The following is a 26,298-nucleotide window of genomic DNA, read 5'->3' as shown; positions in this document are numbered from 1 at the left end:
AAACATGCAGGGCATTGTCGTCATCAAATGCGGGGGAAGCACCATGGAGCAGCTTCCCGACAGCTTTTTTCAAACCATTGCACAGCTTCAGAAAATGGGGAAGCAGCTCGTCGTCGTCCACGGAGGAGGGCCTGCGATCAACAGCATGCTTGAGCGGCTGGCGATCTCCTCTGTCTTTGTGGACGGACTGCGTGTGACCTGCGAAGATACCTTGCAGGTAGTGGAAATGGTGCTGTGCGGCCAGATCAACAAATGGCTGGTCAGACGCCTGACAGAGCACGGAGCGAAAGCGTGGGGCGTGAGCGGGATGGACGGCAGCATGCTCACGGCGAAACGGACGGATAAGCCGCTGGGCTGGGTAGGCGAAGTGACGGCAGTAGATGCCGCGATTCCGCTGACTATTCTCGGACAGGGCTATGTGCCGGTGATTGCTCCGCTTGCGGCAGGGATCGGCGAAGCGGAACGGTACAATGTCAACGCAGACGTGTCAGCCGGGGCAGTCGCCGCCGCATTGGGAGCCGAAAGTCTGGTCATGGTGACAGACGTTCCGGGCATTCTGAAGCCGGAGGCGGACGGTGCCAAAACGCTGGTGGCCAAAACGGATCAAGCAGAAATCGAACGTATGATAAACGAGGGGATTATCACAGGCGGAATGATCCCCAAGGTACAGGCCGCTCTCGATGCGCTTTCGGCTGGAGTGGCCCAGGTCGTGATTTGCCGCGGGACAGCGGAGGATTTGCGCAAGGTGTGCCAGGGCGAGAACGCCGGTACGGCTATCGTTGCCGGGGCCGTCGAGAAAATCAAGCAGTAATCCGAGGAGGAGAAACCATGAGTACGACGACAGCTCCACTCCATGTAATGAATAACTATGCAAGATGGCCGATTTATATCGTAAAGGGAGAGGGAAACCGGGTCTGGGACGAGACGGGCAAGGAATACCTGGACTTCATCTCGGGCATCGCCGTCACGTCCTTGGGCCATGTACCGCCCAAAGTAGCCAAAAAGCTGCATGAACAGGTAGACACGCTCTGGCATTGCTCCAACCTGTTCCACGTTCCGGGGCAGGAGAAGCTGGCGGCAAAATTAAGCGAGCTCTCCGGTCTTTCCCGCGCGTTGTTTTGCAACAGCGGCGCCGAGGCGAATGAAGGCTTGATCAAGCTCGCACGCCGCTACGCGCAGAAGGTGAAAGGGACAGACCGCTACGAAATCATTACGTTCGGCCAGTCGTTTCACGGAAGGACGCTGGCCACGTTGACCGCAACGGGACAGGAGAAGGTAAAGGACGGCTTCTTGCCGCTTCCCGTCGGATTCGTGACCGTTCCCTACAATGATCTGGCAGCAGTGCAGGACGCAGTGAGCGAAAAGACGTGCGCCATCATGCTTGAGCTGGTGCAGGGCGAGGGCGGCGTACATCCGGCAGACGAGTCGTTTGTCAAAGGCATCCGTCAGCTTTGCGATGAGCACGGCCTGCTGCTGTTGATCGATGAGGTGCAGACAGGCATCGGCCGGACCGGCACTTGGTTTGCTTTTCAGCAATACGGTATTGTGCCCGACGCCGTTTCGCTGGCCAAGGGACTGGGCAGCGGCTTCCCGATCGGCGCCGTTCTGGCTACGGAGGAAGCGGCCCTGGCTTTTGCTCCCGGCACCCACGGGACGACTTTCGGCGGCAACCCGCTCGCCATGGCGGCAGGCATCGCCACGCTGGAAACGATAGAGGAAGACGCGATGCTTGCGCGGGTGAACGAGCTGCATAAGGTGCTGGCAAGCAGCTTGCAGCAGCTCAAGACAGCCTATCCGGACAAAGTGGTCGAGATCAGGGGCAAGGGACTGCTTCTGGGAATGGAGCTTTCGATCCCGGCTGCTCCTGTGCTCGATTACGCCCGGGAAAAAGGACTGCTGCTTTTGCTCGCGGGTCCGCAAGTCATCCGGCTCCTGCCGTCGTTTATCACGACGGAAAAAGAAATAGCCCAGGCAGCGGCTGTGCTGAAGGAAGCGCTGGCCCAAGCGTAGCCTGCAATGAACAGAAGCGGGGGCAAGCGTTCCCGGCATTCGGCCAAACGGCATGCCAAACAGCTCTGCCCACGCTCGTGAAAAGAAGCGGCTTGCAAGGCCGCGGAGCCAGAAAGACAGGAAAATACATGCAACGAGTAGGAAACGCCAAAAAACTCGTTGCATTTTTATAATTGCAAATGTATATTAATACAGTAAGTTGCATAAATTTTCGTAAGTGAGTGCCCTTTGGAGAGGAGTGGCTTTCATAGATGGACAGAGAGAAACAAGGTTTGGGAGCAGGTTATTTAACGCTGGAGACCGGCGAGGTATTTGCCGGAACACTGTATGGGGCCCCATTGAAAGGAATCGGCGAGGTGGTTTTTCATACAGGAATGACAGGGTATCAGGAAGTGATGAGCGACCCGTCCTTTGCCGGTCAGATCGTCACGTTTACGTATCCGCTGATCGGCAACTACGGCATAAACGACAACGATTACGAAGCCGCCAAGCCGGCCTTGGCCGGAATGGTCGTCAGCGAGCTGTGCATGCAGCCGAGCCACTATCAATCCAGCCGGACACTGGCCGAAGCGGCGGAGGATTTCGGCTTTCCGATCCTGGCCGGGATCGATACGCGGACGATCACCAAGCGGGTGCGCCGGGACGGCCCGCTGTGGGGAGCCATTTCCGATCGGCCTCTGACGGCGGAAGAAGCCGTCGCGCTCAAGACAAAGCACGTCAAAAAATCGCTGGTGGCAGAAGTATCCGGCTCAGAGATCAGACGCTACCCCGGCTCCCAGGAGCATGTAGTGCTGATCGATCTGGGGATGAAGCAATCGATCCTGGACGCGCTGCTGGAGCTGGACTGCCGGGTGACGGTGGTGCCGTTTGACACGCCGTACGCGCAGATTCAAGCGTTGCAGCCGGACGGACTGCTCTTCTCCAATGGGCCCGGCGATCCGGAAGACCTGCTTGCCTATTGCGGTGAATGGAGAAAAGCGGCCGAGCAGTATCCGACGCTCGGCATTTGCCTCGGCCATCAGGTCCTGGCGCTGGCGTTCGGAGGGAAGACGGAGAAACTGAAATACGGCCATCGCGGAGGAAATCATCCGGTCAAGGAACTGACGACCGGAAACGTATACATGACCTCGCAAAACCACGGCTATGTGGTAAAGGAAGAGTCGCTGGACAAACGGCTGCTGACGGTTAGCTATCGAAATGTAAACGACGGCTCGGTAGAGGGCATCCGCCATCAATCGCTGCCGGTCATGAGCGTCCAGTTTCACCCGGAAGCCCATCCGGGGCCAAGCGACACTTCGCATGTTTTTCAACAATTCTTGCAGTCGATGCGTGTAGTGGGAGCGAAGAGATATGCCTAAATTGCCGCACATTCAAAAAGTGTTGGTCATCGGGTCGGGACCGATCGTGATCGGTCAGGCGGCGGAATTCGATTATGCCGGGGCACAGGCTTGCCTTTCCCTGAAGGAAGCGGGGGTCAAGGTCGTGCTGGTCAACAACAACCCGGCCACGATCATGACAGACGAGCAAGTCGCTGACAAAGTCTATTTGGAGCCGCTCACGGTAGAGTCCGTGAGCGCGATCATCGCCAAGGAGCGCCCGGACGGTCTTTTGCCTACGCTGGGCGGCCAGACGGGGTTGAATCTTGCTGTTTCCCTGGCGGAGGCGGGCGTACTGGAGAAGTACGGCGTAGAGCTGCTCGGAACGCCATTGGCAGCGATCCAGAACGGAGAGGACCGCGAGCTGTTCAAGAAGCTGATGCAGAAAATCGGCGAGCCTGTGCCGGAGAGCGCCACTGTCGAATCCGTCGAGTCTGCCGTCGCGTTTGCCGATTCCATCGGCTACCCGGTCATCGTCCGTCCTGCCTATACGCTGGGCGGAGCGGGAGGCGGCATCGCGGACAGCGAGCAATCCCTCCGTACAGTAGCGGCAAACGGAATCGCCGCAAGCCCGATCGGTCAGGTGCTGATCGAGCGCAGCGTCAAAGGCTGGAAAGAGATTGAATACGAAGTGATGCGGGATGCGAGCGATACGTGCATCATCGTGTGCAACATGGAAAACCTGGACCCGGTGGGCATCCACACGGGAGACAGCATCGTTGTCGCGCCTTCCCAGACGCTGACCGACAGGCAGTACCAGATGCTCCGAAGCGTTTCCACCAAGGTCATCCGCTCGCTGGGCGTGGTCGGCGGCTGCAATATCCAGTTTGCCCTCGACCCTCATTCGGACAGCTACTACCTGATCGAGGTCAATCCGAGGGTGAGCCGCTCCAGTGCGCTCGCATCCAAAGCGACGGGCTATCCGATCGCCCGGATCGCCGCCAAACTGGCGCTTGGCTACAACCTCGACGAAGTGCTGAACCCGATTACCGGTTATACGTACGCCAGCTTCGAACCGATGCTGGACTACATCGTGGTGAAAATTCCGCGCTGGCCGTTTGACAAATTTCCGCTGGCCGACCGGCAGCTGGGGACGCAAATGAAAGCGACCGGCGAAGTGATGTCGATCGCCCGCAATCTGGAAGCGGGACTGCTCAAGGCAGTGCGCTCTCTTGAGCAGGGCTGCACCCATCTCGCCCGCCCCGACCTCGCCGGATGTGACCGGGAGACATTGACCAGGCTCGTCCAGGAGGCGACGGATGTGCGGCTGTTTGCGCTTGCGGAAGCGATTCGCCAAGGCTTTACGGAAAGTGAACTGCATGGATTGACGGGAATTGATCCGTTTTTCCTGAGAAGCCTCGCCCGGATCGTCGCATTGGAGAAAGAGCTGGCCGCATGCGGAACGCCGAGCCAGGAGCTGCTTGCGGAAGCGAAGCGGCGCGGATTTGCGGACGAGACGATCGCAGAGCTGACTGGATGCGCGGCAGCGGACATAAAGCAGCTTCGCAAAAAGTACGGCATCAAGCCGACGTATAAAATTGTCGATACCTGCGCAGCCGAATTTGACGCGCAGACGCCGTACTACTACTCCGATTGGCAAGGTGTCGACGAAGTCGAGGAGCTGACCGGCAAAAAAGTGCTGGTACTCGGCTCAGGGCCGATCCGGATCGGGCAGGGAATCGAATTTGACTACTGCTCGGTGCACGCCGCAAAAGCGCTGCAGGCGAGAGGGATCGCGGCCGTCGTCGTCAACAACAACCCCGAGACGGTCAGCACCGATTACGAGACAGCGAATCACCTCTACTTCGAGCCGCTTCACGCGGAAGATGTGCTGCATGTGGCGGAACGGGAGCGGGTGGACGGGGTGATGGTGCAGTTCGGCGGTCAAACGGCGATCAATCTGGCGGCCAAGCTGGAAGCGGCGGGCCTGACCGTGATGGGCACGAAGCTGGCAGCGATTGAGCGGGCGGAGGATCGCGAGCTCTTTTACGCCATGCTGAGAAAGCTGAACATCCCGCATATCCCCGGACAAGGTGTATCCACGCTCGAGGAAGCGGCGGCTGCAGCGTCTTCAGTGGGATATCCGGTCCTGATGCGTCCTTCCTACGTCATCGGCGGACAGGGCATGGTTGTAGTCCATGACCCCGACGAGCTTTCCGCCACGATTGACGTTTGGCTGAAGCAGCCAAACAGCCGGGACTTTTTCCCGCTCCTCGTCGACAAATACGTGCCAGGCATGGAAGCGGAAGTAGACGCGGTATGCGACGGCCATTCGGTCTTGATTCCGGGCATATACCAGCACGTGGAAAAGGCGGGGATTCACTCCGGCGACAGCGTTGCCCTTTTCCCGGCGCCGTACTTGACTGACGAATGCAGGGAAACGATAACTCGCTACACCGAGGCGATCGCCCGGGAGATGGGCGCGGTCGGCCTGATCAACATTCAATTTGTCATCAGCGGCGACACGGTATACGTGCTGGAGGTGAACCCTCGCGCTTCCCGCACCGTGCCGATTACGAGCAAGGTGACAGGCATCCCGATGGTCGAACTGGCTGTCCGTGCCCAGCTTGGAGAGCAGTTGGCGGAGATGGGGTACGGAACCGGACTTTTGCCGGACATTTCGTTCGCCGTGGTGAAAGCTCCCGTCTTCTCTACCGTGAAGCTGACGGGTGTGGACCCGGCGCTCGGGCCGGAAATGAAGTCGACCGGAGAGGTGCTGGGGCTCGGCCACAGCTTCGCGGAAGCCGCGGGAAAGGCGTTTGCCTATAAAGACGACATTTTCGCAAGCTGGCAAGAGGGGCAGATCTGCCTCGTATCTCTTGCGGATGGCGACAAGACGGAAGCCGTGCTGCCTGCGCTGAAACGTTTGCGGGAGCAGGGAGGCGTTTTGGCAGGGACGCCTGGGACTGCGGCCTGGCTCAAGGAAAACGGATTGAGCGTCCCGCACGTGATCAAAGATGAGCAGTCGCTTGTAGAGCTTGTTCAGGCAAAGGGCGTGGCATTCTCCCTGATCACCGCGACCAAAGGGAACAGCCGCGGCCGCAGCGGATTCGCCCTGCGCAGCCGGGCAGTCCAGCAAGGAATTCCTTTGTTTACATCAAGCGAGACATTCGCTTTGTACGTGCAAGCCATTTCGGAGAAAAGAGGTGACGGGCATGCAGCCTGTGAAGATATTGGATCGCTTTCCAAACGTACAGTGGGCCAAATTTAAAGGAAGAGACCTGTTGAGGATCGACGAGTTCAGCGGGGAAGAGCTGATGCAGCTTTTGGAGCTGGCGTCCCACATCAAACAGCAGCAGAAAAACGGTCAGCCGTATCAGCCGCTGCAGGGAAAAACGCTGGGCATGATTTTTGACAAGTCATCCACCCGGACCCGCGTTTCCTTTGAGGTAGGCATGTACCAGCTTGGCGGCATGGCGATGTTTCTGAGCGGCAAAGAGCTGCAGCTCGGACGGGGCGAGCCGATCAGCGATACGGCGAAAGTGATGTCCCGTTATGTCGACGCGATCATGATTCGGACGTTCTCCCACGCGGGTGTGGAGGAATTGGCAGAACACGCCACGATTCCGATCATCAACGGACTTACGGATGAATTCCACCCGTGCCAGGCATTGGCCGACATGCTGACGATCCGGGAGCGCAAGGGCAAGCTGAAGGGCATCAAGCTGGCTTACGTGGGAGACGGAAACAACGTGGCCAACTCGCTCGTGCTGGCGGCTGTGCTGCTGGGCATGGACGTGCGCATCGCCACGCCGCCCGGATACGAAATGGACGCGGCGATCGTTGACAAGGCAAAGGGATATACGGAGGCAAACGGCGGGAGGCTGCTGGTGACCCACGATCCCGTGGAGGCAGTGAAAGACGTTGACGCTGTCTACACCGACGTCTGGACCAGCATGGGCTTTGAAGCGGAAAACGAGCAGCGGCTGCAAGCGTTCGCCGCTTATCAGGTGAATGAAGAGCTGGTCAGCCACGCGCGCCCTGACTACCTCTTCCTGCACTGCCTGCCCGCTCACAGAGGGGAAGAAGTATCCGCCGGCGTGATCGACGGTGCCAACTCTGCCGTCTTTGATCAGGCGGAAAACAGGCTGCATGCTCAGAAAGCAGTATTGGCTGCCGTTGTGTGAATATAGTTCTAGGTATAAATCCCTACTTGCAATTGAAGCTTATAGACTACGAATCTATTATTGCCGAATTTTGTCACTTATGTGTAAAATATAGGCATGAAAGCGCGAAGAAGTACAGACTGTATCTGGTCGCTTGGTCTGTATGGAGCAAGTAGCGAATCCACCCTTTTCCTTCGGGAAGAGGAAAGCTGTACAGGCTGTATCTGGTCGCTTGGCCTGTCATAAGAGCGAAGTAGCGAAGCTAGCTTTCTCCACTATTCATTTAAGGAGGGGAATGGCATGAAAAAATGGCTCGGAGCACTTCTATTGGTAGCAGGTATCGTTGCTGCGACTTCTGCTAACTGGTACGTTGGCTAAAGGCAGGAATACTAGAGAAACACCGCTTTTTTAAGTGGTGTTTTTCATTGCTTTTTCGGAGGTAACGACATATGCTGCTTGACGTGATAGCCTTCTCGTTTTTCATCGCTTTTCTAAGAGGCGGGCGGGTAAAGAGCATTCCGACGTTTAACGGACTAGCCTTCCTGGCCATCTGTATTGTGCTTCAGATTTGTTCAGGCTTTTTCCCGTCAATCGGCGGAGTTTTTGTATCCGTTGCCTATCTCTCGCTGCTGCTCTTCTTCTACTTTAACAGGGAGCATGAGGACATCAGGATATTCATGATCGGGTGGTTTTTGAACGCGCTGGTCATTTGGCTGAATGCGGGGCGAATGCCTGTCGATATCGAGCAGGCCAAACAGCTTCCCTACCCGATCGAACCTTTGCTGAATGGTACGGATTTCAAGCATACGCTTTTGACAGATCAAACGGTATTCCCTTTCCTTGCGGATATTATGCATATGCCGTTCCCGATCCCGAGGCTTATAAGCATTGGCGACCTGTTTATCATGTTGGGGACGTTTCTCCTTGTTCAGCGCATTACAAACAAGCCTATCTCTTTAATTCGATTGCGCGAAGGTAAAAATTATGCAGAGAAATATTGACCTTGCCCGTTTTTTCAAACATCTGTTTATTCAGTTTTTTCTCCCTCTTGCGGCGATCGGCGTTTTTGTTTCGGTCCTGCCGGATTGGGAGCCACGCAATCACTGGAGCGTCTTGTTTATTTTTACGTTTTTAACGATCATAGGGGCTTTTGCCCCTATCAGCACCTTTAATGCGAGACTGACTGTCAACAACGCTTTGTTCTTTTCGGGAATTCTGTTGTATGGCACGTGGGTCGCAGTCTGGGCTGCGTTCGTAGAATTATTGATCGTGACCGTGCTAAGCCGTTCTTCCTTGAAAAAGGCCATGTTTAACTGCGGCCAAATTTTGCTGACCCTTTGGCTGGTAGGGTTTTTACATACCGCTGCCGACTCGGCCGGGATGCCGTGGATGGTTTCGGACTTGTTGCTGATTGTTGTTTATTGGTTCGTCAACACGTCGCTCGTTGCTGCGGGAATCTCTTACTTCTTTCAAGTAAAATGGCTGGATACCTTTACCGGCATGGTAAAGGGCGGATCAAACACGTACGTCATGCTCATGATTATTGGCGGTATTGGAGCCCGTCTGGTAGCCGTATACGGATGGCCTTCCCTCATTCCGCTGCTGGCCGCGTTTATCGCCTTGAATATCGTGTTCCGCCAATACTTTCATAACATGAACAAGCTCCATCAAAAAATGGACGAAATCAAAACCTTCAACCACAGCTTTCTCACGACGATGGCGGCTTCTATCGATGCCCGTGACCATTATACGAGCGGCCATTCTCAGCGTGTGGCGCACTGGGGAAGGGAAATTGCGCGGGCAATCGGAATGCCCCCGGATAAAGTGGATGAGGTCTATTTTGGCGGCATTTTGCATGACATCGGAAAAATCGGTATCGAGGATCACATTCTCAATAAAAAAGGAAAATTGACACCGGAAGAGTACGACAAGATCAAACAGCATACGGTGATTGGATATGAAATTATCTTGCAGGCAGGGATGTTTCATGAGCTGCTGCCCGCAATCCGTTCTCACCACGAACGGATTGACGGGAAGGGCTACCCGGACGGCTTGAAGGGGGACGAAATCCCGCTGATGGCACGGATCCTGGCTATCTCCGACGCTTTTGACGCCATGGTTGCCGATCGTCCCTACCGCAAAGGTCTTCCGGTAGAGGATGCGCTGCAGGAGATCAGGAGAGGGGCAGGAACGCAGTTTGATGCGGAGCTGGCTCACCAGTTTATTCGCGTGGTCAGTCAGTTGTCCCGGGAAGAGCTTGAAAAAATCATCCAGCAAGATAACCAAACGCAGTTACAGGAGGTGCTCCATTAGGAACAGCTCGCTGTAACTGTTTTTGCTTTCCGGCGATTTCTGTTCAAGAGAACGGTTAGCCGGCCACTTCATTCCAGACACGCTTGATTGTCCATTTGTCTTCCTGATAAGAGAGGCGGTACACATCCGGATTGGTCAGAGCTTCCCACTCGGCAAAGCCGTAGCTGTCATCGAGCTGTTTCAGAAGGAGGGACAACAGACCGCCGTGCGTAACTAGAACGGTGTGGGAGCAGGGGGCCAAAAGAGCTTCCTGCACCAGGGAAAATCCGCGATCCATGGCCGTCCTGCTGCTTTCGCCGCCGGCGTAGCAAAGCGCGAGATCGGAAAATGTGTCGCGCAATCGCTCGTACCAGTCAGGCATTGATTGGCTGGAAAGAACTCTTTCTTCGAGTCGGCTGTCGGTTTCCACGGTGAGTCCGAAATGCCGGGCGAGCGGCTCGGCGGTGTCGCGTGCACGCAAATAGGGGCTTGCGATGACCCGCTGCACCGGTATGTCTCTAAAAAAAGAGGCGAGCGCTTCTGCTTGCTGGCGGCCCAAGGGAGTGAGTGCCGCATCGGGAGCCTGGCCTTCCGCTTGACAGTGCCTGACGAGGTAGAAATGTTTCATTGAAAACCCTCCTTTTACTAGAAAACAGGAAAATGGCTAAAAGCTCATCGCAAAAAAGCATGGACAAAACGTCTGTCCTTTTTGAATAATGGTAATTCCAATATATAATTAACTTTTCCAACTCAGACAGGAGCGTGAAAGCAATGATTCCTACCTACCAGGATGCCGACATCATTTTGAAGCTGTATCAGCAATATGAATCCGAACGAATACAAAAGGCGAAAAAGTGGTTCGCAAATACGATAGCAAACAGCGAATGGAGCTACGGTGCGTTTATCGACCGGTATCCCCGTGGGAGCGAAGAATTCTCCCAATTTGTGACGCTGTACGGCTTTTTCGAAATGATCGGCGTTCTCCATAAAAATGGTCTCGTCCACCCTGACTTGCTGTTTGACATGTGGTATATCAACGGGTTTTATGTGCCGATGTATCCGATCATTGCGGGATGGAGAGCGGAGGGGGACATTCATATTGCGGAAAATTTTGAACGCCTGGCCGCAGCTGAGCTCGCCTGGATCAAAAAGCATAAGGGCGAGGAATACGTCCCGCAGGTTCCGTACAAAACGAATGCATAATATATTCATTTTAATGTATGAAAATTAAATGGAACAGCCCGGAATGCGAGGGGGAACTTCGTCCAGCGCGTATTTGACCTCGGAAAAGTTGCGGATTGCCAGTTCTTCGCTCGTCCGGTTTCCGGTTTTCTTGTCGATGACGAGCCTCCAGATTTCATTGCGGCGGTAGTTTTTGTCCTCCCGGCGGATAAACTGGTGGTTCCGCTCTTCGAGATGGTAAGAGAGGGGCCACTCGCGATCCGTGTAAATCGCTCCCTTGAGATGCGTATCGGTCAGCCAGACCCGCAATTGGAAGGTTTGCTCTGTCGGGTTGTACAGCCGCAGATCGACATAGTTGTAAAAAACGCTGGCACCGCTGCCAAAGGGCAGGACGCGCTGCTCGTCGGGAAACGGGTCAAATTGGTGGTGGTGCCGTTCCGCTATCGCGAGCGGCGAATGAAGCGCCATCCAGAAGAGCAGGTTGGCAAGCTGGCACAAGCCTCCTCCCACGCCGGTTCTGACTTCTCCCTGAGACAGCAGAAGCCCTTCCACATATCCCTTTTTCTTTGTCGTCTTTCCAACCCGGTTCCAAAACGAAAAGGTCTCGCCGGGTTTGATCAACAGCCCGTCAATGGATGGAATCGCAATCCGCAAATTGACGATTTTGTTTTCCTGCAGCTGCGGGTCGGAGCTTCCCAGCTTTCTCCGGAGCAATGACTGGTGCTTTTTGCAGGTAAAGGAAAGGGAGGACGTCTTCTGCTCCCGGGCAAAGCAAACGTTGGAGGCGCGGTCAGACAGCATCCGGCCAAGCCGCTTTTGGCTGACCCGGAGGTGATAAAACAAGGGATGGAGGCGAGACAATCTCAGGGGAGTCACATCCTTTTCTCACATGTGATGGTCCTTTTGGATAAGGCATGAGACCATTCCGGTTCGATCGACGCCGTTATGGAGCATCATCGGCTCTGGCAGCGCAAGCGGGAAGCGTTCAAAGAACGGAGCATAACTAGAGCGCAGCATGACTATTTCGAGTCGTCTGATATGATCATACCTGAATAAAGCGCATTTTTAAAATCGCAAACAAAACGGGCTGTACCCGGACTTGGTTCCCAGGTACAACCCGTTTTTCAACATTCTTGCCCGAAAGCGACCTTATCATGCGAACTTACTTCTTCAAGCCAGTATAGATGTGGATGGCGTCTCTGAGAAATTCGGCCGTTCCCGGCTGCTTTTCATCGTAGTACGCTCTAAACCGCTCGTCATCCACGTACATTTGCGACAGATTCGCATGAGCTTCCGGGCTGTATTTGCTCCAGGAATACAACAGCCACTGTTTATGCAAATCCGCCGCTTTCTGGGCCAATGCGCTTCCCGGATCGCCGGTTTTGTGGGCCTCGGCCAAAGTGGAGGCCACTTCGCTCTCCAGGCGCTTTACCTCCGCAAACTCCTCCTGCGACATGTTCTTCAGCTTTTGATTGGACTTGTCTACGGTTTCATTCCCGTACTTTCTGCGGATTTCTTCTCCATACGCTTGCTCGTTGTCGTCAATCAGCTTTTGTTTAAATCCTTCGAACTTCTCCCGATCGGTCATGGTCGTTCTCCCTTCCATAGAGGCTATCGTCTTTTCGACATTTTTGATCAACAGATCAAGCTGCTTTCTTCTGTCGAGGAGCTGCTCACGATGTTCTTTTAGCGCCTGGGCCTGGCTGAAGGACGGGGAGGTCACGATTTCCTTGATCACGTCCAGGGTAATCCCCAATTCTCTGTAAAACAGGATTTGCTGCAACCGGTCGACCTCCGCCTGACCATAAATCCGGTATCCTGATGAGTTGATTCTCGCCGGCTTAAGAATCCCGATCTCGTCATAATACCGAAGCGTTCTCGTACTGACCCCCGCCAATTGGCCTAGTTTCTGCACCGTATATTCCATGTGCTCACCTCCTGACAACATCACTGTACACCTTTACGTATGCGTCAAAGTCAATCGCTTTTTTAAAAAATGTTTTTTTGCATGCAAGCAATATAGAAAGGAATATCTATAGCATTATCCTTTATTCTTATATATCCCATTTATAGATGAAAACCAAGGGAATGGCGTATGCGACAAACAAGTTTTCCAGGATTTGCAGCCGAGATCCTTCCAAAAAGGGAAGAACAGAAAAAGTGTTGTATTTTTATGAGTTCAAATGTATAATTACTCATAAATAATTCTTCTACACGGGGAGAGAAAGAACGATGGCAAAAGAAAAAATCGTTTTGGCCTATTCTGGCGGTTTAGATACATCCGTAGCAATCAAATGGCTGCAAGACACATACAATTACGACGTCATTGCGGTAGCGCTGGACGTAGGCGAGGGGAAGGACCTTGATTTTGTCCAGAAGAAAGCGCTGCAGGTCGGCGCATTGAAGTCGATTGTCGTCGACGCGAAGGAGGCATTCGCCCAGGAATACGTGCTTCCGGCACTGCAGGCAAACGCGATGTACGAAGGCAAATACCCGCTCGTCTCCGCTTTGTCCCGCTACCTGATTTCCCGCGTTCTGGTAGAGATCGCGGAAAAAGAAGGCGCTGTCGCTGTCGCGCACGGCTGCACGGGCAAAGGAAACGACCAGGTCCGCTTCGACGTTTCCTTTACGGCTCTGAACCCGAATCTCAAAATCGTGGCCCCTGTCCGCGAATGGGGCTGGACGCGCGACGAAGAGATTGAATATGCGAAAAAGAACAACATCCCGATCCCGATCGATCTGGACAATCCCTACAGCATCGACCAAAACCTGTGGGGCAGAAGCTGCGAGTGCGGCGTTCTGGAAGACCCTTGGGCAGCGCCGCCGGAGGGCGCGTACGATCTGACCAAATCCATCGCCGATACGCCAGATCAGCCGGAGGAAATCGAGATCACCTTTGTCAAAGGGGTGCCGACCGCGCTGAACGGCGAAGAGCTTCTGCTGTCCGAGCTGATTCTGAAGCTGAACAAAATCGCCGGAAACCACGGCGTCGGCCGCATCGACCACGTGGAAAACCGCCTGGTCGGGATCAAGTCCCGGGAAGTGTATGAGACTCCTGCCGCGACCACATTGATCCTGGCGCACCGCGAGCTGGAGTTCCTGACCCAGCCGCGGGAGGTGGCCCAGTTCAAGCCGATCGTCGAGCAAAAAGTAGCGCAGGTCATTTACGAGGGACTCTGGTATTCGCCGATCCGCAACGCCCTGCAAGCCTTCATCGAAGAGACGCAAAAATACGTCACCGGCGTGGTGCGCGTGAAGCTGCACAAGGGGCATGCCATCGTCGTGGGCCGCAAATCGGATTCCACGCTCTACAGCCACGAGCTGGCTACGTACGCGGCGGGCGACCAATTCGACCACAAAGCGGCGATTGGCTTCATCAAGCTGTGGGGCCTGCCGACCAAGGTGTACGCGGAGGTGAATGAGGGCGTACTGCATGAAAATGTGAAGACGCCAATCAAGATTTTGGACGAAAAGGATGCGATTGTGCAATGAAACTGTGGGGAGGACGCTTCACGAAGCCGACGAATCAGCTTGTAGAAGAATATACAGCTTCCATCTCTTTCGACCAGCAGATGTGGCGGCAAGATATCGTCGGCAGCCTGGCTCACGTGGCGATGCTGGGCAAGTGCGGCATCCTGCCGATGGATGAGGTCAGGCAGATCATCGCCGGCCTGAAGAAGGTAAAGGAAAAGATCGAGCGGGGGCACGTGCAATTTGTCGTGGCGCATGAAGATGTGCACATGAACATAGAGAAAATGCTGATCGAGGAAATCGGCCCGGTGGGCGGCAAGCTGCACACGGGAAGGAGCCGCAACGATCAGGTAGCTCTCGACATGCATTTGTATTTGCGGGAAAAGCTGATGGAGATCATCCAGCTCTCCATGTACCTGCAAGAGGCGCTGCTGGAGCAGGCAAACAGCCATCTGGATACAGTGATGCCGGGCTACACTCATCTGCAGCGGGCCCAGCCGGTCCTCTTCGGCTACCATATGATGGCGTACGTATCCATGCTGCAGCGAGATATCGAGCGGATGCGCGACTGCTGGAAACGGGTGAACGTGCTGCCGCTCGGGGCCGGTGCGCTGGCTGGCACCACGTTCCCGATCGACCGCGCTTTCGTCGCTGAGCTTCTCCAGTTTGACGGCATCTATCTAAACAGCATGGACGCGGTGAGTGATCGCGACTTCATCGTGGAGTTTTTGGCAAGCGCGTCCCTTTTAATGGCGCATCTCTCCCGTCTGTGCGAGGAGCTGGTGATCTGGAGCAGCCAGGAGTTCTCCTTTGTGGAGCTGGACGACGCGTTCTGCACCGGCTCCAGCATCATGCCGCAGAAGAAGAATCCGGATGTGGCGGAGCTGGTTCGCGGAAAGACGGGGCGGGTGTACGGCAACCTGTTTGGCCTTTTGACCGTCCTGAAGGGGCTGCCGCTCGCTTACAACAAAGACATGCAGGAAGACAAAGAAGGCATGTTCGACACGGTTGCGACGCTGCACGGGGCACTGGCCCTGCTCACGCCGATGATCCAGACGATGCAGGTCAAGACGGACCGGATGCGCCAGGCCGTGACACAGGATTTTTCCAATGCGACTGACCTCGCCGACTATCTGGTGCGCAAGGAAATGCCGTTCCGCCAGGCGCATGAAGTGGTGGGACGCGCCGTGCTCTACTGCATCGAGCAGCAGAAATACTTGCTGGACTTGACGCTTGAAGAGTTTCGGATGTTCTCCGCCGACATTGACAGCGACGTGTATGAGGCACTGGCAGTGGAGACGGTCGTCAACGCCCGCGATGTGCTCGGCGGAACGGCACGCGGCCAGGTGGAAGCGCAAATCGCCGCATACCGCGAGCTTCTCAAGGAGACGCATGCCTGGGTCGACAAAAACAGCCAAAAGGTCATGATCGAATCACTGATCGATGTCGGGTCGCCGGCGTAAGCCGGGACGTCAAAACCCCCAAGTCCGCGATTACAGCGGCGCTTGGGGGTTTTTTGCTTTGTTTATCGCTTCCGTCAAGGCTTCCAGCAGTTTTTCCGGATCGTCCGAGCTGATGACGACCTGTTTATGCTGTTCCAAGGAAATTTTAATTCCGCGGTTTCCGCTGACGATGTAAGCCCAGCCGCCAAACGTGTACCTGACTCCCCAGCCGCCGTAATCCAGGGCGGGGTTAAATTGGCAGATTTCGCACGAAACGATCTTGTTGTAAGGGATACGCCGCTTTACGAGCGGGGACATGCGGATGGTCAGAGCGTGTTCCCCCACTACAACGACGAGCTTCATCAAAAACAGCGAGGTGATCAGGGCCGGTATGAACAGGCCAAAGAGAATGAAAATCGTCCAAATCTCCAGATCGCTCGAGGGTTGGGACAAGCCGTTCTCCGTAAACTTGAGGTAGTAGAACAACCAGCTGAAGCCAACAAACATGAAAACGTCGAAGCCGATGACAAATCCCCAGAGCAGCTTGCTCCGAAACCTCTGCCCCTCCTTGTGGGTAACACGTTCGTTCATGTGCATCCGAAATCTCTCCCCTGAATCTTTTTGCTGTTTTCTATAAAATAGCAGGTAAGGATGTGTTATACAAATCGGAAAAACGTAAATTTTTTTTTGAACCAAATCCGTTCGAGCGGTGAATATAGAGCAAAAGAACCTGAAAGGAGGACAAAATGTGAGGGAAGTGAAGGAAACGGAGTTGTCCGTCAAGTGCCGGCAGGGCGATAGCGCCAGCTTCGAGGAGCTGGTTCAGCCTCACTTGGCGATGGCTTACCGTACAGCCTGCCTGATCATCCACGATCGGCAGCTGGCTCAGGACGCTGTACAGGAGGCCTTGTTTGAGGTGTATCAGTCTCTGGATCGCTTTGATCCCGACAGGGGCGTGTCGTTTCGGACCTGGTTCGCCAAGATTGTCACCCATCGCGCGCTCAATGCCGTTCGCAGACACAGGCCTTCCGGTGTATACCAGGAATGGGCGGATGAATCGGCTAACCCTTTGAAGAGCGTGATCGAACGAGAAGAACAGCAGCAGATCTGGAGGGCCATCTGCACGATGAAGGTAAAACACCGTACGGTAGTGATTTTGTACTACTATGGAGATTTCAGCGTCGCGGAGATTGCCGAGATGATTGGCGTATTTGAGGGAACTGTGAAATCCCGGCTGCATCATGCCCGGAAGCTGATTGGCGCAGAACTGCGAAGGCAAGATGACAAACCCCAGTTGTCCGAGATAGGAGTGAGTGCAAATGAATAAGCTCGATCAGGAGATTTCTTCTGTATTGAATCGCATGGCTGAACGGGAGGAGATTCCGGATTTTGTGATGCCGACTGCGGCGGTCAAGCGCAAGCCGCGTCAGGGTAAACGTCGTTGGTATCGCTGGGCCTCCATGTCATTCGCCACAGCGGGAGCGGTAATGTTTGCAGTGGGGGTCGGCACGTATGTGTCTCCGGACTTTTCCGCCCAGGTAAAGTCATTGATCGGACAGGGAGTTTCGAACAAGACGAATCTGGAGGGAACTGCACAGGCGGCGCAAGAAAAGGTACGAGCATTGTTTGGAGAGGGAAGTCTGGACAAGGGTATCGAGAGGGCAACAATTGAGGGGCATGCCCGATCCGTCAATGCCTCCGTTACTGACCAAGGCATTACGATTGAAGTCAAGGCGATTATGGCCGACCCTACCCGAGTGTTTGTATCCTACCAAATCAAAAAGACGGACGGAACTTTTATCGATCCACAGGAGATTCGGAAGAACCTTGACAAAGTCATCGAACTGACAGACGAGAAAAATCAGCCGCTGAACAGCGGGTTTGGTGGGGGAGGGGACAGGGAGAGATATCTCGGTTACCTCAGTTTTTCCTTGGAAGACTTGGAAAAGCGGCCGGTTCCTGATCAGATGAAGCTGCTCATCGATGTGCGGAAAATCGGAACAGTAAAAGGCAACTGGAAGCTGGAGGTGCCGTTTTCCATGAAGGAAGCGATCGCAGCCACCCGCATTATTCCTGTGGATGGCCGGTACACAACGCCACAAGGGCTGCAAATTGCGCTTCACACGGTAACGGACGCTCCCTCGTCTACAGTGCTGGGAATGGAAACCAAATGGGATGAAGGAGCGAAAAAGAGGCTTTCACAATATGCCCGGGAGATGACGGGAAAAACGCAAGACCCTGATTACGCTCCTTACGTCCCGTATCAGCAGTATCGCCTGGAGTATCGGATACTGGACAAAAACGGAAAAGATGTGACGGCCTATAAACGGGAAGACGACGGTCTCGAGCAGGGAATGCTGACGGAGGGGCGGTGTTCTGGCGACCGATATGGACACTTTACGTGGAATACTGCCTATGTGCCATTTGGAGAAAGCGGTCCGTTTACGTTTGTGTTGGACGCCGTACATGTGACAGAACCGGCAGACCTGACGTTTTCATTTCAGCCGGAGAAGCTGGCGGCGGAGCCGAAGAGCGTCGAGTACAAGGGAAGCCTGTTTACCGTGAAAAGCTTGAAAGCGGAAGACCCTCAGATCCGCGAAAACAGTACGGTTCTTACGTTGGAAGCAGCCGTTCGGGACATTTCGTCCATCGAGTTCGTTTGGTGGGTGATCACGGATGAGAGCGGGAAGTCCTATCCGATTAACGGCTCTACTTACGACAGCATCGGGAAAGATGCCCAAGGCAGAGAAATCATGAGGTTTGGTCTGGATGTGGGAGAGATGGAGCAAATCCCGAAACAGCTGACGATATCCCTGTCGGCCGTGACCAAAAGGTATGCGGATGTGGATTGGAGCGTGGAATTGCCGGTCAAGTAAACGAGCCAGACACCGGAGAAATAAGCTCTGCCTGGATAGGGATCATTCCCTCAGCTGCCATAAAAAGCAAAGAAGGATAGAAGCTCGCAGTGGCTCCTATCCTCTTTTTTGTTCCTGAATGCTTACAGACACATTCGCAAAATCTCGGCCACATCCGCGCTCTCCAGCTTCTTAAAGCGGCCAATCGGCCCAAACGGCGTGGCCTTCTCGGCCATTACCTGAAGCTTTTCGTCGCCGATCTGATAGTCTGCCAGCCGGGCAGGTGCGCCGATGCGGGCAAAGAAAGCCTCTGTCGCCTCAATCCCGGCAAGGGCGATGTCCTCATCCGACTTGCCTGCCAGATCGACTCCCCATACCTCTGTCGCGAAGCGCTTGAAGCGCTCCACGTTCTCACGGTAGACGTAACGCATCCATTTCGGGAAAATGATCGCCAGACCGCCGCCGTGCGGAATGTCGTAGACGGCACTGACTGCATGTTCGATCGAGTGCGTCGCCCAGTCCGTTTCCACCCCGACCGGCAGCGTGCCGTTCAAAGCCATCGTTCCGCAGTACATAATGTTGGCCCGGGCGTCGTAATCCTCCAGATTGGCCAGCACGCGCTCGGCGTTCTCGATGACGGTCTTCAGAATGGATTCTGCGAAGCGGGTTTGCAGCGGAATTTCCGGCGTGTGGCTGAAATACTGCTCAAACACGTGGGACATGATGTCGCACATGCCGTAAACCGTCTGGTCCCGGGGCACCGAGAAGGTGTTTTCCGGATCGAGGATCGAGAAGGTCGGGAATGTGGTGGTGCCGCCAAACTTCTCTTGCGTCTCCCAGTTCGTCACCACGCTGCCGCGGTTCATTTCGGAGCCGGTTGCGGCGAGCGTCAGAACGGTGCCGAGCGGAAGCGCTTTTTGGGGTACAGCCTTGCGGGTGTAGAAATCCCAAACGTCCCCTTCGTACGGCACGCCGACAGCGATCGCCTTGGACGCGTCGATCACGCTGCCTCCGCCAACGGCCAAAACCCAATCGACCCCTTGCTTGCGGCAAATGTCGATGCCCTTTTTTACGGTAGACAGGCGAGGGTTCGGTTCCACTCCGGCAAGCTCATGCATCTGGCAGCCCGCCTCCCCAAGTAGAGAGATGATCTTGTCGTACAAGCCGGAGCGCTTGATGCTGCCGCCGCCATAGACAAGCAGAACAGACGAGCCCAGCTTGGCGGCCTTGTCTTTCAGATGGGACAATTGTCCTTTTCCGAATATCAGTTCAGTCGGATTATGGTAAACAAAATGATTCACGGTCAGAGCCCCTTTCGCAAGTCGTCACCCCTTTATTGTAGCCAAGCGAAAACAAACAAACCAGTTGACGATGTGCCGCGAAGTGCAGGGGAGAAATAGAAAAAAATGAGAAAGTGATAGCGATTCGACAAGAAATGAGAGATTTAGTGGATACCATCCTCGAAACACGGTGGTATAATAGAACGGATGGCTATATCCGCTGTCGCAATTTACCATCTCGCGGCGGCGGAAGACGGATGGATGCAAGCTTTGTCGGATAAGGACGGTTGTTCATTACTTTTTGAATGTGTACATAAATACGAGGATCTAGAGAGCAAAGATAGACGGATCTGACAATGTAGGATGTGATTTGCTTGATCGAGATGTTTGACGTCTGGAAAACCTATCCCAACGGCACCAATGCCTTGAAAGGGATCAATATTCGCATCGAAAAGGGCGAATTCGTGTATGTAGTAGGTCCGAGCGGTGCGGGAAAATCGACCTTCATCAAGCTGATGTACCGCGAGGAAAAACCGACCAAGGGGCAGATTTTCCTCGGAGGCTTTAATGTCAGCCGGATCAAGGAGCGCCAGATTCCGATGGTGCGCCGCAGCATCGGCGTCGTGTTTCAGGATTTCAAGCTGCTCCCGACCTTGAGCGTTTTCGAAAACGTGGCCTTCGCCATGGAGGTCATCGAGGCATCGCCGAAACAGATCAAGCCGCGCGTCATGGACGTGCTGGGGCTTGTCAAGCTGAAGCACAAGGCAAAAATGCTGCCGAGCGAGCTGTCCGGCGGCGAGCAGCAGCGTGTCGCGCTGGCGCGGGCGCTGGTCAACAGCCCGGGCATCATTATCGCGGACGAGCCGACGGGCAACCTCGACCCGGAAACTTCGTGGGAGATCATGAAGCTGTTTGAAGAGATCAACCAGCGGGGGACGACGGTCGTCATGGCTACGCACAACCGGGAAATTGTCAACACGATGAGAAAGCGGGTCGTTGCCATCGAGGCGGGACAGATTGCCCGCGACGAGCAGAGAGGGGAATACGGTTATGAAGATTAGAACGCTGGGACGCCACGCCCGTGAAGGGGTCAAAAACCTCGTCAGGAACGGCTGGATGACCTTCGCTTCCATCAGCGCCGTTACCATTACTCTGCTGATTTTGGGCGTGTTTCTGATTTTGGCGATGAACGTCAACTTCTTCGCCCAAAATGTGGAAAAGCAAGTCGAGATTCGCGTATTTATCGACACCCTTGCGACAAAAGACAACATCGCGTCGCTTGAGCAAAAGATTAAGTCGATTCCCAAAGTGGAATCCGTTCAGTTTATTCCGAAAGACGAGGGACTGAAGCAGCTGAGGGAGGGCATGGGCGAAAAGGCGTATTTGTTTGAAGGTATGGAAAAGGAGAATCCCCTGCCGGACGCGTTTGTCGTCAAAACAAGGCTCCCGCAGGAAACGGCCGCAGTCGCCAGCGAGGTCAAGAAGCTGGAGTTTGTCAGCAGCATCAACTACGGCGAAGGAACGGTAGAAAAGCTGTTTGTCGCCACCGGCGCGGTCCGCAACGTGGGGATCGGCTTCATCATCGGTCTCGGCTTCACGGCGATGTTCCTCATTGCCAATACGATCAAGCTGACGATCGTAGCGCGCCGCCGGGAGATCGAGATCATGAAACTCGTCGGCGCCACCAACTGGTTTATCCGCTGGCCGTTCTTTGTCGAAGGCCTGCTGATGGGCATCTTGGGCGCCTTGATCCCGATCGTTCTTTTGATTATCAGCTATCACTATTTGGTCGAAGCGATCAATGGAAGCCTGATCGGATCGCAAATGTTCCAACTGCTGCCGCTGTTCCCGCTTGTCTACCAGGTGGCGTTGGCGCTGCTTTCTATCGGGGCCTTTATCGGCATTTGGGGCAGTCTGGTGTCAGTCCGCCGCTTTTTGCGGGTGTAATCACTTACTAGGGAGGAGAACTATGAGGAAGAAGATACTGCTATCCGTATTGGTGACAGGCCTCCTGGCTGTCTCCGCCGCGCCTTCAACCGTCAGCTGGGCAGCAAGCAAGTCATCCCTAGACAAAATCAATCAGGAATTGAAAGCCATTCAGCAAAAGAAAAATGCGCAGCGAAAAAAGGTAGAGGCGACCAAACAACAGATCGCTACGGTCCAAAAGCAGACGAAAGACCTGGAAACAGAGCTGATGGCGATTGACCTTCGCCGAAACGAAACCCAGAACAAGCTGGATAAGCTCGAAGCCGAGATGGAAGTGACCAAGGTAAAGGCGGCGGAAGCGCAGGACCACCTCGACGAGGCTATCGACCGGGTCGTCAAGCGGGACGCCCTCTTGAAGACGCGTGTCAAGGTCATGTATGAGCGCGGAACCGTCTCCTACTTGGATGTTTTGCTCGGCGCCTCCGACTTTGGCGATTTTCTGACCCGCATGCAGGGTTTGAAGCTGATTTTGGAGCAGGATACGAAAATTCTCGAAGACAACAAGCGGGACAAGGACACGATCGAAAAGAAGAAAAAAGAGATCGACCACCAGCTCACCGTGTATGCGGGGATGTACGAAGAGGCGGAAAATCTGAAAGCCGAATTGGACAAGCAGTACAAGCGCAGCGTTGTCGTGAAGGCCGAGCTGCAGAAGCAAGAAGCGCAGCTGAATGAGAGCCTGGAAGAATACGGCCAGCAATTATTGGCCCTTGTAAAACAGGAAGATGCCAAGTACGCTGAAAGAGTGCGGGCGCTCAGCGCCGGCAGCAACGGCTACAAGGGCGGGCAGCTTGCTCTGCCGATCGATGACGGGCTGTTCCGCTGGTCTTCCGGCTTCGGCGTGCGAAAAGACCCGTTTACCGGCCGCTCCGCTGGGCATAATGGAGTAGACATGGCTGCACATAAGGGAACGCCGATCAAGGCAGCGGCTCCGGGCATTGTCGTCTTCGCCGGCTACTACGGAGGCTTCGGCAACGCGGTGATGATCAAGCACAGTCCCGAGATTAGAACGCTTTACGGCCATATCCGCGAGGGAGGCATCAAGGTGTCGGTGGGACAACAAGTGGATAAAGGCCAAATCATTGCCGAGGTCGGTTCTACCGGCCGTTCTACAGGCAACCACTTGCATTTCACCGTGTACAAAAACGATGTGGCTGTCGATCCGATGCCGTACCTTCGCTAACGCGTTCCGGAGACGTTCAGGCAAATATTGCCTGACAGATTTGCATACACTAGCTGCATACCTTTTCCACCGGGGAGCACAAAGGATGGTGTCGTGACGATGAAATGGAATGGACGTTCCGTGTTTGCCCTCGTGCTTGTCGCCATGGTCGCGAGTAGCATTTTGACCATGGGTTTGATGAAAACGTCCGCCGGTTCGAGTAACGCTACGGCCGTTACTGCGGCGGCAGGCTCTCTGTTCGCGGGGAGCCAGCAGGAGTACCCGAAAGAATTCAAGAAGCTGCTCGATGCGTTTTCCGCCATCAAGCAGGAGTACATTCAGGATGTGACGACTGATCAACTGGTTGAAGGGGCCATCGGCGGCATGGTCGGTTCCCTGAAGGATCCGTACAGCGACTACATGGACCCGTCATCGGCGGAGGAATTCAATTCGACGCTGCATTCGACATTCCAGGGGATCGGTACGGAAGTGACGATGCAGAACGGACGTGTGACCGTGGTATCGCCCTTTAAGGGCTCCCCGGCCGAACGTGCGGGCCTGCGTCCAAACGACCAGATTCTCAGCGTAAACGGAGAGTCGCTTGAGGGACTTGATCTCCATCAGGCTGTTACCAAAATTCGCGGTCCCAAAGGCTCCAAAGCGGTGCTGAAGATCGCCCGTCCGGGAGTCGCCGAGCCGCTTACGGTCGTCTGCGTCCGCGACGATATTCCGATCGAGACGGTGACGAGCCAAATCATAGAGAAGAACGGAGTCAAGGTGGGAGTCATCAGCCTGACGCAATTCTCCTCCGACACATCCAAGCATTTTACTGACCAGTTGAATGATCTGGAGAAAAAGGGCATCGGCGGTTTGATCATCGACGTTCGCGGCAATCCGGGCGGTTACTTGCTGGCCGTAAAAGAAATCGGCGAGTCGCTGATACCAAACAAAGACAAGATCGTCGAGATCGAATACGGCTCTGCGAACAAACAGCGCGAAGAGTATTTTTCCAAGACAGACGCGGCCAAACCGTACCCGATCGCGGTCCTGATCAACGGGGGCAGCGCGAGCGCGTCGGAGATTCTCGCCGGAGCGATGAGCGAAAGCGGCGGCTACAAGCTTGTCGGAGAGAAATCGTTCGGTAAAGGAACCGTGCAAAGCACCATGGAGATGGCAGACAAAAGCCAACTGAAGCTGACCATCGCCAAGTGGCTGACGCCAAAAGGCAACTGGATTCACGAGAAAGGTATCGAGCCTGACGTGAAGGTAGCGCAGCCTGAGTACTTCAACGCGACGCAGTTGCCGACAGACAAGGCGCTTTCCCGTGACATGGCGGGCAGCGATGTCAAGAACCTGCAGCTGATCCTGACCGGACTGAAGCTTCCGGCAGGCCGTGACGACGGCTACTTTGACGAGAAGACGGAGCAGGCCGTGAAGAAATTCCAGGCTGCCCACAAGCTGCCGGTGACGGGAGCGGTCGATCAGGCGACGCGGACAGCGCTGGAGGACAGTCTGCGCGAAGAAATTCGCAAACCGGAAAATGACCTTCAACTGCAAAAAGCGCTCGAAGTAGTGGCTCAGCAGACAAAGGTAAAATAATCCAGCGGGATGTGGCAGGGAATCTCCTGTCTTCCGTAGAAATGGTAACCACGGCTATGAACGGTCGTGGTTTCTTTTTTGATTGCAAATGACAGGAAAAGCGCTGCGTTGACGGTGCCGCAGCTTGGCAAAGTCACGCTTTTCAAAGCTGTTTATGCGAGGTGAGGCAAATGGCGTTTCAAGGAGATACCCTTTCGGTGCTGGCCGGGTTTGGCGGCTTTCTTCTCAACCCCGTTTTTTACTTGTTTCTGCTGTTTATTTATTTGCACTACCGACGCCAGATGCTGCTGGAGAGACAGCTGTTTGCCGTTCGTATTCAATTCCCCCTTCAGCAGACGATCCGCTCTCTCGGCATGGGCATCACCGGAGGACTGCTGATTTCTCTTTTGGCTGCTGCATTGGGGGTTGTCATACAAATACAGGATCTTTGGCTGCTGTGGGGCTTTGCGGCGGTCTTGGCTTTAATCCGGCTGCGCTTTCTCTGTTTTGCCTATGCAGCGGGACTGTTGACGCTGTTTCACGCGATTGCAAGGGTCTTTCCCGACGTCTCTGCTGTACCGGGAATCGGGACGGTCTGGAGCATGCTCGTTCAGGCCAAGCCCGTGCCGCTTTTGGCCCTTGTAGCCATCATGCACTTGATCGAGGCATTTCTGGTCCGCTGGAACAGGGGACGGGATGCGTCGCCGCTGTTCGTGGAGGGGCAGCGAGGAAGGATCGTCGGAGCCTATCTGCTGCACTCGTTTTGGGTGACGCCGCTTGCATTGTTTGTGCCTGTGGAGGCGGGAAGCTTCAGCGGAGCGCTGTATCCAAGCTGGCCGTTTTTTGCCCCTGGCGCAGCTTCCTTCGCTTTGCTGCTGCTCCCTTCGGTTACCGGTTTTTCCGTATTGACACAGACAGAGACGCCAGCACAGCGAGCGGGACAAATATCCAGACAACTGGCGCTGTATGCGGTCGTGCTGCTCGGATTGACTGCCCTGGCGGCCTTGTGGATGCCGCTCATCCTCCTGGCTGCGCTGTTCTCGCTCATCGGCCACGAAGGTCTGTTCTGGCTGAGCCAGTGGCAGGAGCGGCAAAAAGCTCCGTATTTTATCCAGTCCACGCAGGGAGTCAAGGTAATGGCCGTTCTGCCGGGCACTCCAGCGGAAGAGATCGGGATCAGGCCGGGAGAGATTATCGTCAAGGTAAACGGCGTGTCAGTGCGGAACAAGGAAGACTTGTACCCCGCCCTGCAAGTCAATCCCGCTTTCTGCAAAATGGAGGTGCTCACTCTGGACGGCGAGGTCAAATTTGTCCAGTGCGCCGTCTATGCGGGCAATCATCATCAGCTGGGGATTATCGTGGTGCCGGACGCAAATACGAGAGTGTTCGTGGATATGCAGCAGGCAAGCGTCGTGCAGCTGGTGAAGCAGAAGCTGGAAAAGCTGAATCTCGGGGCGTAACGGCAAACTTTTACATGAATGTTTTAAATCGATAAAAAGCGCGGGCAAAGGTTCCGCGCTTTTTTATTTCCCCCGTGGGACATAAAGGACAAAGCTTT

Annotated in this window: 22 protein-coding genes; 17 read left to right on the top strand and 5 right to left on the bottom strand. The window is 54.8% G+C overall.

Going from position 1 to position 26,298, the window contains the following annotated elements; translation table 11 throughout:
- Nucleotides 1-4: 4 nt before the first annotated feature.
- From argB to Q3F21_RS02010, 7 genes are all read left to right on the top strand, one after another.
- Complete coding sequence (gene argB, locus Q3F21_RS02040) at nucleotides 5-811, top strand: acetylglutamate kinase (protein WP_340249662.1); 807 nt, start codon at nucleotides 5-7, stop codon at nucleotides 809-811.
- A 17-nt stretch (nucleotides 812-828) separates the two neighbouring features.
- The gene (locus Q3F21_RS02035) at nucleotides 829-2,010 is read left to right on the top strand and encodes an acetylornithine/succinylornithine family transaminase (protein ID WP_340249660.1); all 1,182 of its coding nucleotides are present in this window, start codon (nucleotides 829-831) and stop codon (nucleotides 2,008-2,010) included.
- A 251-nt stretch (nucleotides 2,011-2,261) separates the two neighbouring features.
- Nucleotides 2,262-3,368, top strand: a complete 1,107-nt coding sequence (locus Q3F21_RS02030; RefSeq protein ID WP_340249658.1) for a carbamoyl phosphate synthase small subunit — start codon at nucleotides 2,262-2,264, stop codon at nucleotides 3,366-3,368.
- A complete protein-coding gene (carB, locus tag Q3F21_RS02025; RefSeq protein ID WP_340249656.1) occupies nucleotides 3,361-6,597 on the top strand; it encodes a carbamoyl-phosphate synthase (glutamine-hydrolyzing) large subunit in 3,237 nt (1,078 codons plus the stop codon). Before Q3F21_RS02030 ends, carB begins: the two co-directional genes overlap by 8 nt.
- Complete coding sequence (argF, locus tag Q3F21_RS02020; RefSeq protein ID WP_340249654.1) at nucleotides 6,542-7,513, top strand: ornithine carbamoyltransferase; 972 nt, start codon at nucleotides 6,542-6,544, stop codon at nucleotides 7,511-7,513. Before carB ends, argF begins: the two co-directional genes overlap by 56 nt.
- A gap of 428 nt (nucleotides 7,514-7,941) precedes the next feature.
- On the top strand, nucleotides 7,942-8,493 hold the full coding sequence (locus Q3F21_RS02015) for a DUF5317 domain-containing protein (protein WP_340249652.1): 552 nt from the start codon (nucleotides 7,942-7,944) through the stop codon (nucleotides 8,491-8,493).
- The gene (locus tag Q3F21_RS02010) at nucleotides 8,477-9,805 is read left to right on the top strand and encodes an HD-GYP domain-containing protein (RefSeq protein ID WP_340249650.1); all 1,329 of its coding nucleotides are present in this window, start codon (nucleotides 8,477-8,479) and stop codon (nucleotides 9,803-9,805) included. The genes Q3F21_RS02015 and Q3F21_RS02010 overlap by 17 nt, the downstream gene beginning before the upstream one ends.
- A gap of 55 nt (nucleotides 9,806-9,860) precedes the next feature.
- On the opposite strand, the gene Q3F21_RS02005 is transcribed toward Q3F21_RS02010, so the two are convergent.
- Complete coding sequence (locus tag Q3F21_RS02005) at nucleotides 9,861-10,412, bottom strand: histidine phosphatase family protein (RefSeq protein ID WP_340249648.1); 552 nt, start codon at nucleotides 10,410-10,412, stop codon at nucleotides 9,861-9,863.
- A 143-nt stretch (nucleotides 10,413-10,555) separates the two neighbouring features.
- On the opposite strand from Q3F21_RS02005, the gene Q3F21_RS02000 reads away from it, so the two are divergent.
- Nucleotides 10,556-10,987, top strand: coding sequence for a DUF4760 domain-containing protein (locus tag Q3F21_RS02000; RefSeq protein ID WP_340249647.1), 432 nt, complete (start codon nucleotides 10,556-10,558; stop codon nucleotides 10,985-10,987).
- Nucleotides 10,988-11,011: 24 nt separating this feature from the next.
- On the opposite strand, the gene Q3F21_RS01995 is transcribed toward Q3F21_RS02000, so the two are convergent.
- Nucleotides 11,012-11,842, bottom strand: coding sequence for a VanW family protein (locus tag Q3F21_RS01995; protein ID WP_340249646.1), 831 nt, complete (start codon nucleotides 11,840-11,842; stop codon nucleotides 11,012-11,014).
- 286 nt (nucleotides 11,843-12,128) lie between these two features.
- A complete protein-coding gene (locus tag Q3F21_RS01990; RefSeq protein WP_340249645.1) occupies nucleotides 12,129-12,893 on the bottom strand; it encodes a MerR family transcriptional regulator in 765 nt (254 codons plus the stop codon).
- A gap of 305 nt (nucleotides 12,894-13,198) precedes the next feature.
- Between Q3F21_RS01990 and Q3F21_RS01985 the strand changes: the two genes are divergently transcribed.
- Entirely contained in the window at nucleotides 13,199-14,458 is a 1,260-nt protein-coding gene (locus Q3F21_RS01985; RefSeq protein ID WP_340249644.1) for an argininosuccinate synthase, read from the top strand.
- A complete protein-coding gene (gene argH / locus Q3F21_RS01980) occupies nucleotides 14,455-15,900 on the top strand; it encodes an argininosuccinate lyase (protein ID WP_340249643.1) in 1,446 nt (481 codons plus the stop codon). Before Q3F21_RS01985 ends, argH begins: the two co-directional genes overlap by 4 nt.
- A 30-nt stretch (nucleotides 15,901-15,930) precedes the next feature.
- Here the strand turns inward: argH and Q3F21_RS01975 are convergent, their stop codons facing one another.
- Nucleotides 15,931-16,476, bottom strand: coding sequence for a hypothetical protein (locus tag Q3F21_RS01975; protein WP_340249641.1), 546 nt, complete (start codon nucleotides 16,474-16,476; stop codon nucleotides 15,931-15,933).
- Between the two features lie 151 nt (nucleotides 16,477-16,627).
- Here Q3F21_RS01975 and Q3F21_RS01970 point away from each other — a divergent pair, with 151 nt between their 5' ends.
- Together Q3F21_RS01970 and Q3F21_RS01965 are read left to right on the top strand one after the other, a co-directional pair.
- The gene (locus tag Q3F21_RS01970) at nucleotides 16,628-17,206 is read left to right on the top strand and encodes an RNA polymerase sigma factor (protein WP_340249639.1); all 579 of its coding nucleotides are present in this window, start codon (nucleotides 16,628-16,630) and stop codon (nucleotides 17,204-17,206) included.
- Nucleotides 17,199-18,755 (top strand): DUF4179 domain-containing protein, encoded by a 1,557-nt coding sequence (locus Q3F21_RS01965; protein ID WP_340249638.1) that lies wholly within the window; start codon nucleotides 17,199-17,201, stop codon nucleotides 18,753-18,755. The genes Q3F21_RS01970 and Q3F21_RS01965 overlap by 8 nt, the downstream gene beginning before the upstream one ends.
- Nucleotides 18,756-18,877: 122 nt before the next feature.
- Here Q3F21_RS01965 and Q3F21_RS01960 read toward each other — a convergent pair whose 3' ends face one another.
- Nucleotides 18,878-20,035 (bottom strand): iron-containing alcohol dehydrogenase, encoded by a 1,158-nt coding sequence (locus Q3F21_RS01960; protein ID WP_340249635.1) that lies wholly within the window; start codon nucleotides 20,033-20,035, stop codon nucleotides 18,878-18,880.
- 353 nt (nucleotides 20,036-20,388) lie between these two features.
- Between Q3F21_RS01960 and ftsE the strand changes: the two genes are divergently transcribed.
- The 5 genes from ftsE to Q3F21_RS01935 all read left to right on the top strand — a co-directional run bounded on the left by ftsE (nucleotide 20,389) and on the right by Q3F21_RS01935 (nucleotide 26,200).
- Entirely contained in the window at nucleotides 20,389-21,075 is a 687-nt protein-coding gene (gene ftsE, locus Q3F21_RS01955) for a cell division ATP-binding protein FtsE (protein WP_340249633.1), read from the top strand.
- Nucleotides 21,065-21,961, top strand: coding sequence for a permease-like cell division protein FtsX (ftsX, locus tag Q3F21_RS01950; protein WP_340249631.1), 897 nt, complete (start codon nucleotides 21,065-21,067; stop codon nucleotides 21,959-21,961). The genes ftsE and ftsX overlap by 11 nt, the downstream gene beginning before the upstream one ends.
- Nucleotides 21,962-21,983: 22 nt before the next feature.
- Nucleotides 21,984-23,183: a murein hydrolase activator EnvC family protein gene (locus Q3F21_RS01945; protein ID WP_340249629.1), complete on the top strand. Its 1,200-nt coding sequence runs from the start codon at nucleotides 21,984-21,986 to the stop codon at nucleotides 23,181-23,183.
- A gap of 99 nt (nucleotides 23,184-23,282) precedes the next feature.
- Entirely contained in the window at nucleotides 23,283-24,761 is a 1,479-nt protein-coding gene (locus Q3F21_RS01940; protein ID WP_340250082.1) for a S41 family peptidase, read from the top strand.
- A gap of 170 nt (nucleotides 24,762-24,931) precedes the next feature.
- Nucleotides 24,932-26,200 (top strand): PDZ domain-containing protein, encoded by a 1,269-nt coding sequence (locus Q3F21_RS01935; RefSeq protein WP_340249627.1) that lies wholly within the window; start codon nucleotides 24,932-24,934, stop codon nucleotides 26,198-26,200.
- Nucleotides 26,201-26,298: the final 98 nt, after the last annotated feature.

The sequence above is a fragment of the Brevibacillus borstelensis genome (assembly GCF_037834415.1).
In the GTDB taxonomy this organism is placed as follows: Bacteria; Bacillota; Bacilli; order Brevibacillales; family Brevibacillaceae; genus Brevibacillus; species Brevibacillus borstelensis_A.
This window is presented reverse-complemented; position numbering and strand designations above follow the sequence as displayed.

Excerpts from the sequence above, each read along its gene's own strand:
- Q3F21_RS02015 (WP_340249652.1), top strand. The coding sequence starts at position 7,942 with ATGCTGCTTGACGTGATAGCCTTCTCGTTTTTCATCGCTTTTCTAAGA.
- Q3F21_RS01940 (WP_340250082.1), top strand. The coding sequence starts at position 23,283 with ATGAAATGGAATGGACGTTCCGTGTTTGCCCTCGTGCTTGTCGCCATG.
- Q3F21_RS01975 (WP_340249641.1), bottom strand. The coding sequence starts at position 16,476 with ATGCACATGAACGAACGTGTTACCCACAAGGAGGGGCAGAGGTTTCGG.
- ftsX (WP_340249631.1), top strand. The coding sequence starts at position 21,065 with ATGAAGATTAGAACGCTGGGACGCCACGCCCGTGAAGGGGTCAAAAAC.
- Q3F21_RS01935 (WP_340249627.1), top strand. The coding sequence starts at position 24,932 with ATGGCGTTTCAAGGAGATACCCTTTCGGTGCTGGCCGGGTTTGGCGGC.
- Q3F21_RS01965 (WP_340249638.1), top strand. The coding sequence starts at position 17,199 with ATGAATAAGCTCGATCAGGAGATTTCTTCTGTATTGAATCGCATGGCT.
- Q3F21_RS01945 (WP_340249629.1), top strand. The coding sequence starts at position 21,984 with ATGAGGAAGAAGATACTGCTATCCGTATTGGTGACAGGCCTCCTGGCT.
- Q3F21_RS02005 (WP_340249648.1), bottom strand. The coding sequence starts at position 10,412 with ATGAAACATTTCTACCTCGTCAGGCACTGTCAAGCGGAAGGCCAGGCT.
- Q3F21_RS02000 (WP_340249647.1), top strand. The coding sequence starts at position 10,556 with ATGATTCCTACCTACCAGGATGCCGACATCATTTTGAAGCTGTATCAG.
- carB (WP_340249656.1), top strand. The coding sequence starts at position 3,361 with ATGCCTAAATTGCCGCACATTCAAAAAGTGTTGGTCATCGGGTCGGGA.
- Q3F21_RS02035 (WP_340249660.1), top strand. The coding sequence starts at position 829 with ATGAGTACGACGACAGCTCCACTCCATGTAATGAATAACTATGCAAGA.
- Q3F21_RS02030 (WP_340249658.1), top strand. The coding sequence starts at position 2,262 with ATGGACAGAGAGAAACAAGGTTTGGGAGCAGGTTATTTAACGCTGGAG.
- argH (WP_340249643.1), top strand. The coding sequence starts at position 14,455 with ATGAAACTGTGGGGAGGACGCTTCACGAAGCCGACGAATCAGCTTGTA.
- Q3F21_RS02010 (WP_340249650.1), top strand. The coding sequence starts at position 8,477 with ATGCAGAGAAATATTGACCTTGCCCGTTTTTTCAAACATCTGTTTATT.
- Q3F21_RS01990 (WP_340249645.1), bottom strand. The coding sequence starts at position 12,893 with ATGGAATATACGGTGCAGAAACTAGGCCAATTGGCGGGGGTCAGTACG.
- Q3F21_RS01985 (WP_340249644.1), top strand. The coding sequence starts at position 13,199 with ATGGCAAAAGAAAAAATCGTTTTGGCCTATTCTGGCGGTTTAGATACA.
- argB (WP_340249662.1), top strand. The coding sequence starts at position 5 with ATGCAGGGCATTGTCGTCATCAAATGCGGGGGAAGCACCATGGAGCAG.
- argF (WP_340249654.1), top strand. The coding sequence starts at position 6,542 with ATGCAGCCTGTGAAGATATTGGATCGCTTTCCAAACGTACAGTGGGCC.